Here is a 7862-nt window from a genome sequence, read left to right on the forward strand (position 1 = left end):
CCGGTTTAAATAGCGGAATTAAAAAATTGTCGGAATTAAATAGTTGGTTATGTATGGGATTATTAGCTTTTGTTATGCTTGCAGGCCCCACCTTATTTATGTTATCCTTTTATGTTGACAGCCTAGGGGTTTTGGCTACTAACTTTTTACGGATGAGTTTATATACAGATCCGATTACCAAATCTGGTTTTCCTCAAGACTGGACAGTATTTTACTGGGCCTGGTGGGCAGCATGGGCCATGTATTTCGGATTATTTGTTGCCAGGATCTCCAAGGGGAGAACGATAAGAAACGTTGTTCTAAATATGATGGTTGTAACGACAATCGGATGTTCACTGTTCTTCTTAGTGTTCGGCGGCTATGCAGTTGATCTTCTGCTTAATCAAGGGATAGCAATTGATAAGACTATGGCGGAGGGCGGTCCCGGGGCAATGATTACCCAAGTCTTAAATACCTTACCCTTCACTGGAATAGTGATTCCCTATTTCTTATTTGTGATGCTTATTTTCCAAGCTACTACCATTGATTCCAATGCGTATATTATTTCCATGATTTCTAGCAAAGAGATTAGGAATGATCAGGAATCTCCCCGCTGGACAAGACTTTTCTGGTGTGCACTCCTTGCTGTAATCGGGGTGGCTATCATGATGGTGGGCGGATTACCGGTAGTTCAGCTTTCATCTGTTGCCACCAGCGTACCCATTATATTTATTATCATCATCTTAGGGCTGTCCCTACGCAAGTGGCTCAAGGAGGATTTCGGCCAAGAAACTAAAGAGCAAGTTGTCGATTATCCGGAAGAAGATTAATGATATGGGGCTGTCGCTGTAAGACAGCCCAGAACATAGCAAAAGGCGGCTTCAGCCAGAAGCCGCCTTTTGCCGTCAAATATAAGCCATGCCTGGCTGCACCTCTAATTATATCCCGTATAAGTGTTTAGTATATTACAGTTATCCCGGGAGGCACAACAAAAAGTAGAATGAAAAGCTCATTGTCTATTTTATTGGGAATAACCTACCACAAAATATGATGAGGTTGATTGCACTAAATATGACCAAAAAAATAATTATTCAATCAGTATGTAATAAAAAAAGTATCCTACCCTTAACAGTTTAGTATAATTTAGGGCACAAGGATACGATTAAAACAGGTGATAACATGATGGAAATGTTATCACCTGTTTTTATAAGGATTATTCCCTCTAGAGCGAGTCTCATTTTTCCAAGGCGGTTATTTATCCACTAGCTTGAGAAGCTTTAGAGACAGAGAATCCATTTTCACAAATAGATTTAAGTTCTAGGATAAACTCTTTCTCTATTAAATTAACCGTTTGCCGATTTGATCGGATTAAACCGACGGTTATCCCTAATTTAACATCATGAATAGGGATTGGTTTTATTTCACCTGATTTCAAATAAATATCACCAATGGACATGAATTTTGGAAAGAATGAGATCGCCATCCCTTGGGAGACAACTCGCTTAATGAGTTCAAAGTTACAAAACCTAAAGGCTACTTTAGGCTCACCATAATCTTTCAGAATGCTTGTAATACCACCATTATTTTTTGTATATTCGTCATTGTAGGCAACAACAGGATACTCTAATGCTTCCTTTAAGGATACAGAGTCCTTAGCTGACAGGGGTGAATCTTTTCCCGCGTAAACCAAAAATTCATCTGAGAATAAAACTTCGCTGAAAATGTCTTTTCTGTTAATTTCTTCAGTCAAGAGAACGATGCCAAGGTCAAGTTTACCGGATAAAACGTTCTGTAAAATAATGATTGACTCTTCAACGGATAAATTTATATTAATATTAGGATGCCTATTTTTCAGGTGTGATAAAACGCTAGGTATGATTTTGTCGCCCATGCTGGGGATTATTCCAACAGACAAGCTACCTGATAATTCAGAGGTATTAGCAATTTGCTTAATCTCTTCCACTCGATCAAGAACATCCCGGGCCTTATCGATAATGATTTTGCCAATATCTGTCGGGTAAGCGCCAGAAGTAGTACGCTTAAATAATACGGCCCCTAATTCATCCTCAAGCTTGCTAATAGCGGAGCTGACAGCCGGTTGGGTGATAAAGGCATGTTCAGCTGCCATGGATATTGAGTTATATTTAGCTACTTCACAGAGAAGATATAATTGTGTTAATCTCATAAATACCTCCGCTTGTCTTTAGGCAATGCTAAAATTATTAGCCAATGTTCAATAAATTCGGATTAAATTTAGATTTCAATTTTCTGCGTACTATTCTGCCTATAAGTGCGTATGATTCGGGTTACTTTACTTTGACTAATATTAAGAGTGTTTGCTACTTTATAGGAGCTTCTTAACTCATTATATAAGCGAATAATGATAGCCTCCTCATCACTTACTTTCAAGAGATTCTTCCATTTCGATAGTTCATTATCCACAAGATTGTTATTGGAGGGGGGGGTCTGAATCTTGAAAATTTTGCTTGGCAAATGTTCGGGTAGTATTTTGCCTTCTGGGATGGTAACGACTAACCGTTCTGCTAGATGATCCATTTCACGGATATTACCAGGCCAGGAATAGTTTTTAAGAACATCAAGACATCGTGAATCAAATTGATGAGAGTATTTATATTGAGAATCATATTTTTCTAAAAAATAATGCAATAAAGGGATTATATCTTCATTTCTTTCTCGTAATGGAGGAGGATCGATCTCAACAACGCTTAACCTATAATACAGATCTTCACGAAACTTACCTTCTTGAATGAGTTGAGGTAAATCACGATTGGTAGCAGCAATAATTCGAATGTCAATTGTTTTATGTTCTTTTCCACCAACTGGAAGGAAACGGTGTTCCTGGATAAGCTCTAATAATTTTGCCTGAACTCCTAAAGGAATCTCGCCAATTTCGTCGAGAAATAGAGTGCCACCATGGGCTAATTCCACTAAACCTACCTTTCCGTATTTGTCTGCACCCGTAAATGCACCTCGACAATAACCGAAAAGTTCAGATTCTAAAAGATGTTCTGGAATAGTGGCACCGTTAATGCAGATAAAGGGTCCTTCTTTGCGCGGGCTCATTTTGTGAATGTCCAAGGCTAAGACGTTTTTTCCTATTCCGGACTCCCCAAGGATTAAGACCGTTGAATTGACTAAAGCCACTCTCTGAACCAAAGCGAGGCATGACTTCATTTTTTGGTTAGAAAAAGAGTAACCTTTAAAATAGCTGACTTGTTGAACTAATTCGTCAACTTTATCTTTATAATGGTTCACCAGTTTCTTAGTTTTATCTAAATCATGTTTTAATTGCTCGATTTGAGTGATATCCCTACTGTTCATGACAATAAAATCAATCTCGCCATCGCAATTAAAGACAGGAGTAGCGGTTACAACAAGATTAATCCCTGACCTAGTTTTTTGTTCTAAGGTAACAATTTTTTTTTCTAGGAAAACAACGGGGGCCAAAGCAGGTGAGTAATATCCTTCGCTGATTAAATGATCGACGGTTTTCCCAATGACCTCAGAAGGATTTACTCCATAGTGTTTTACACAGGCTTCATTAACGTACGTGACAATGCTGTTGCGGTCTACGACAAAAATTTCATCAAAGGAGTTGTCTAATATCCTTTTTAAATCCTCCCGATTTAAAGTGCTTTCATTATAATCAGGCAAATTTTACGCCTCCTTTTTGGCCATATCAAAAAGATTAGTAAGGGATAAAGTTTCAGTATGATAGTATACATTATCTATTAAAGAAGAATATTCGATATAATATGAAAAAAACCTGCAATTAATACGAAAAATGTAGTATATTGCAGAACTTTACTTCGTTAGATTCAACTAGAGTATTATTTTGGAAAATGCCTTTTATATAAATTATATAGGAACCACTATAAATGTAAATAGTGTTGACTGTACAATTAGAATATTCGTTTTTTAGAGGTTGCAGAGTCTTCAAGTTCCAGCTAGTTTCTTGTTTATGGCATAAGAATTGCATTATACTTATGTATCCAATGACCTTCTTAAATGGGGTGGAGATCAATCCTAGTTCATTCAGCAAATACTGCGACAATTGACTAATTTTAAGAACGTATTCGCGCGAAAAGAACCTTGGGGCCATTTTAGTTATACTTAATTAAATGGGTTAAGTGAGATGGTGCGAGTCGGGGGGACTTAGATGAGTCATAATGACTCATCTAGGCTAAGAGTAAGCTGAAATTTACAGCAAACAAGATCAAATGGGGAGGTCGTTATGAGAGGTCTAAAAACTAAACTTGAAGTACTGAGTAAAGATGATTTGTTAAGAGTTCATGAAGCCACCCTGAAAATTCTTCGAGAAACTGGTGTCGTGTTTCACAGTGAAGAAGCTCTTAGTATTTTCAAAAAACATGGGGCTAGAGTTGAAAACAAAACGGTATTTATTTCTCGTGAAATGGTCGATCAGGCCTTGAGCACTGCACCTAAAACCTTCCGGATGAGAGCCCGCAACGATAAATACTCCCTGACGGTTGGTGAAGGATTCTTAGTACAGCCTAATGTAGGTCCTGTCTATATTCAGGACCTAGATAGGGGACGGCGCGAGGCAACCCTAGAAGACTATGCCAATATCCAAAAATTGTGTCAAGCCAGTGATGTTGTCGACTTGGTGGGTACCATTCCAGTCGACCCAAGTGATGTTGATACTAATGACAAATATCTGATGATGATGTATGAAGCCCTAAAAAACTCTGATAAACCAGTGATAGGTTTCTGTGCTAACACTCAACAAGTACGAGAACAGTTGGATATGGTTGAGCTTGCGATGGGCAAACCTGGTTTTCTGATGGAAAATCATTGTACCGCTGTGTTGGTTAATTCTCTGAGTCCCTTAGGATATGCTCCCGATACTTTAGAAACGATGATTGAATACGCAAAACACAATCAGGTGATCATGCTCGCACCTTGTATTATGGCCGGAGTAAGTGGACCAATCTCCCTCTTGGGGACCGCGGTCCTCCAAAACACAGAAACCATCGCCGGATTAGTTTTGGTTCAATTGATTAATCCAGGTGCTCCACTGGTCTATGCAACCGCATCCACCTCGGGATATATGAAGGAGGCTACCTTCGCTGCTGGGACGCCGGAAGCAATGTTGATCAATACTGCCAGCTTACAAATGGGTTTGGATTTTTACCACTTACCCGTGAGAACAATGTCTGGAATTACTCATTCTAAAACGGTGGATTGCCAGGCAGGGTATGAAAGCATGCAGAGCTTAATGATGGGAATGTTGAGTGGAGCCCATATGTCTGTTCAGAGTCTTGGAGTTTTGGATGCCATCATGACGACTTCTTATGAGAAATTCGTTATTGATGAAGAACTCGTCAGAAGAGTGAGGCGGATTTCACAGGGTATTGATACTTCTGATGAAGCTTTAGCCGTCGAGGTCATTCAAGAGGTAGGGCATACGGGCACCTACTTGTCCCACATGAGTACCTTTGAAAAGTTCCGAACCTTATGGACTCCATCTGTATCGGATTGGGGAAATTATAGTGATTGGAAAAGCGCCGGCTCAGAAGACGTGACAGTCAGGGCAAATCGAAAGTTTAAACAAATTCTTCAGAACGCCCCTGAAACTTTACTCGATCCTGATACCGATAAAGCACTCCAAGCCTATATTGCAAAGGCTAAATCGAGCCATTAAATTGAGTTTTAGACTGAGTTTTATAGATTTATACCCGGCATAAAAAGTCGGAATTATACAAAGAAATTGATTTAGACTAAGATTAATCTAAGATTAATTTAGATCTATATATCTTTAAGGAGGATGTCAAAATGAGTGATTTTGATCAATTGGCCGATTATGTATTCAAAGGTAATGCTGCTGCCGTAAAAGATCTGACCCAGAAAATGGTAGATGGTGGTGGTGATCCCATGGAAATCATCTCCAAGGGGTTGCTGATCGGTATGGATATTGTTACCCCAAAATTCAAAGCTGGTGATATGTATGTACCTGAAGTCATGATGTCTGCCAAAGCATTATCGGAAGGCATGAAAATTGTAAAACCTCTTCTCACAGGGTCACAAATCGCTGTCACTAAGACCATCCTGATCGGGACTGTTGCTGGAGACCTTCACGACATTGGCAAGAATCTTGTTGTTATGATTATGGAAAGCGGTGGCTTTAATGTTGTCGATCTAGGAGTGGATGTATCGCCGGAAAAATTTGTGGCAGCGATTAAGGAGCATGATGCCAAGATTGTGGGTTTATCTGCTCTGTTAACGACAACGATGCTCAATATGAAAGCAACCATCGAATTAATCACTGAAGAAGGACTGCGTGACAAGGTCAAGATTCTGGTTGGAGGCGCACCCGTTTCTCAAAGCTTTGCTGATGAGATCGGTGCAGATGGTTATTGCGCAGATGCTATGGCTGCCAAAGAAATGGCTACAGCAATTTTGAATTAATTCATAATGCAACAAGTGGAGGTGAAATAATTGAGAAGTGAAGTTAAAGCAGGATTCGGAAAATTTGAAGGCTTCGGACTGAATATATTTTCAGATGATGAACTTTATGATATTCACAGTGGAACGTTAGAGGTCTTAGAGAAAACAGGCATTAAAGTTGAATCCAAAGAGGCTTTAGATATTTTCGCGGCGGGAGGAGCTCATGTCGATTTTCAAACTCGTGTTGTCAAGATTCCTCCTCATATCGTAGAAGACGCCATTCGTACAGCCCCTAATACCGTGTTATTGGCCGGACGTAATCCCAAACATGACATTATCTTAGGTGGCAAGAGGGTTCATTTTATTAATTTTGGTGAAGGGGTTTCAATCATTGACCCTTATACCAAAGAGTATCGGAAGACGACTAAACAGGATGTCATAAATATATCCCGCTTCTGTGATGCTATGGATGAGATGGATGCAGTTTTACGTCCTGTAGCCCCCCAAGATGTTCCGGCAGAGGCTGCAGTGGTTCACAATGCAGAGGCTCTCTTCAACAATACTTCTAAGCATGTCTTCATCGGCACTGAAGGCGGTAAAAACTTTAAAAAGGTCTTAAGAATGGCTGCAGCTGTCGTTGGAGGGGAAGACAAGCTGCGGGAACGCCCTATCTTCTCTTGCAATGTCTGCCCTACAAGCCCTTTACAATTGGTTGGACATTGCACTGAAGTGATCATCGAAGGTGCACGCGCTGGTATTGCAGTCAATGTACTATCCATGGCCATGGCGGGGGCTACCTCACCGATTACCTTAGCCGGTAGTCTTGTTACGCACAATGCAGAAGTCCTAAGTGGTATCGTCTTGAGCCAGCTAACTTGCAAAGGGGCGCCTGTTATTTATGGTAGTTCCACCACCATCATGGATTTGCGGTTTGCTACTGCTCCCGTCGGTTCTCCAGAATTGGGCATGATCAATGCCGGCGTGGCAAAACTGGCCCAATTCTATTTACTGCCTAGCTGGGTAGCTGGTGGCTAGGTAGATAGCAAAGTTCCGGACGCCCAAGCATCTCATGAGTTCACGATTACCGCTATGCTGACAGCGTTGGCAGGGTCCAACCTGATCTATGGAGCGGGCATGTTAGAACTCGGCATCACCTACGATTACGCCCAAATGGTGATGGATAACGAGATGGCTAGGATGATCAAAAAAGCAGTATGTGGGATCAGTGTGTCGGATGAGACCTTAGCTATAGATGTTATTAAGCAGGTAGGCACCGCTGGTAACTTTATTAGCGAAGAACACACCTTCAAACATATGCGTACCCAATCCAAGAGTAATGTTATCGACCGTCGCATGAGAGATGTATGGCTGGCAGACGGTGGTAAAGATTTTTCGGAAAGAGCCTATGAAGTGGCGAGAACCATTTTAGAAACCTATAAACCTGAGGGTTTGCC

Annotated in this window: 5 protein-coding genes and 1 pseudogene; 4 read left to right on the forward strand and 2 right to left on the reverse strand. The window is 40.6% G+C overall.

Annotation, left to right across the window (positions count from 1 at the left end):
• Nucleotides 1-809, forward strand: an 809-nt coding sequence (locus JL57_RS05260; protein ID WP_034141012.1) for a BCCT family transporter, incomplete at its 5' end; no start/stop codon positions are given.
• A 425-nt stretch (nucleotides 810-1234) separates the two neighbouring features.
• Here JL57_RS05260 and JL57_RS05265 read toward each other — a convergent pair.
• Nucleotides 1235-2164, reverse strand: a complete 930-nt coding sequence (locus JL57_RS05265; protein ID WP_034141013.1) for a LysR family transcriptional regulator — start codon at nucleotides 2162-2164, stop codon at nucleotides 1235-1237.
• Between the two features lie 68 nt (nucleotides 2165-2232).
• Nucleotides 2233-3654, reverse strand: coding sequence for a sigma-54-dependent Fis family transcriptional regulator (locus JL57_RS05270; RefSeq protein ID WP_034141014.1), 1422 nt, complete (start codon nucleotides 3652-3654; stop codon nucleotides 2233-2235).
• A 580-nt stretch (nucleotides 3655-4234) separates the two neighbouring features.
• Here JL57_RS05270 and JL57_RS05275 point away from each other — a divergent pair.
• From JL57_RS05275 to JL57_RS05285, 3 genes and pseudogenes are all read left to right on the forward strand, one after another.
• Complete coding sequence (locus tag JL57_RS05275) at nucleotides 4235-5665, forward strand: trimethylamine--corrinoid methyltransferase (RefSeq protein WP_034141015.1); 1431 nt, start codon at nucleotides 4235-4237, stop codon at nucleotides 5663-5665.
• Nucleotides 5666-5796: 131 nt separating this feature from the next.
• Complete coding sequence (locus tag JL57_RS05280; protein WP_034141016.1) at nucleotides 5797-6429, forward strand: B12-binding domain-containing protein; 633 nt, start codon at nucleotides 5797-5799, stop codon at nucleotides 6427-6429.
• A gap of 30 nt (nucleotides 6430-6459) precedes the next feature.
• Nucleotides 6460-7862, forward strand: a pseudogene (locus tag JL57_RS05285) (trimethylamine methyltransferase family protein); the annotation flags it as partial.

Source organism: Desulfosporosinus sp. BICA1-9, assembly GCF_000802135.1.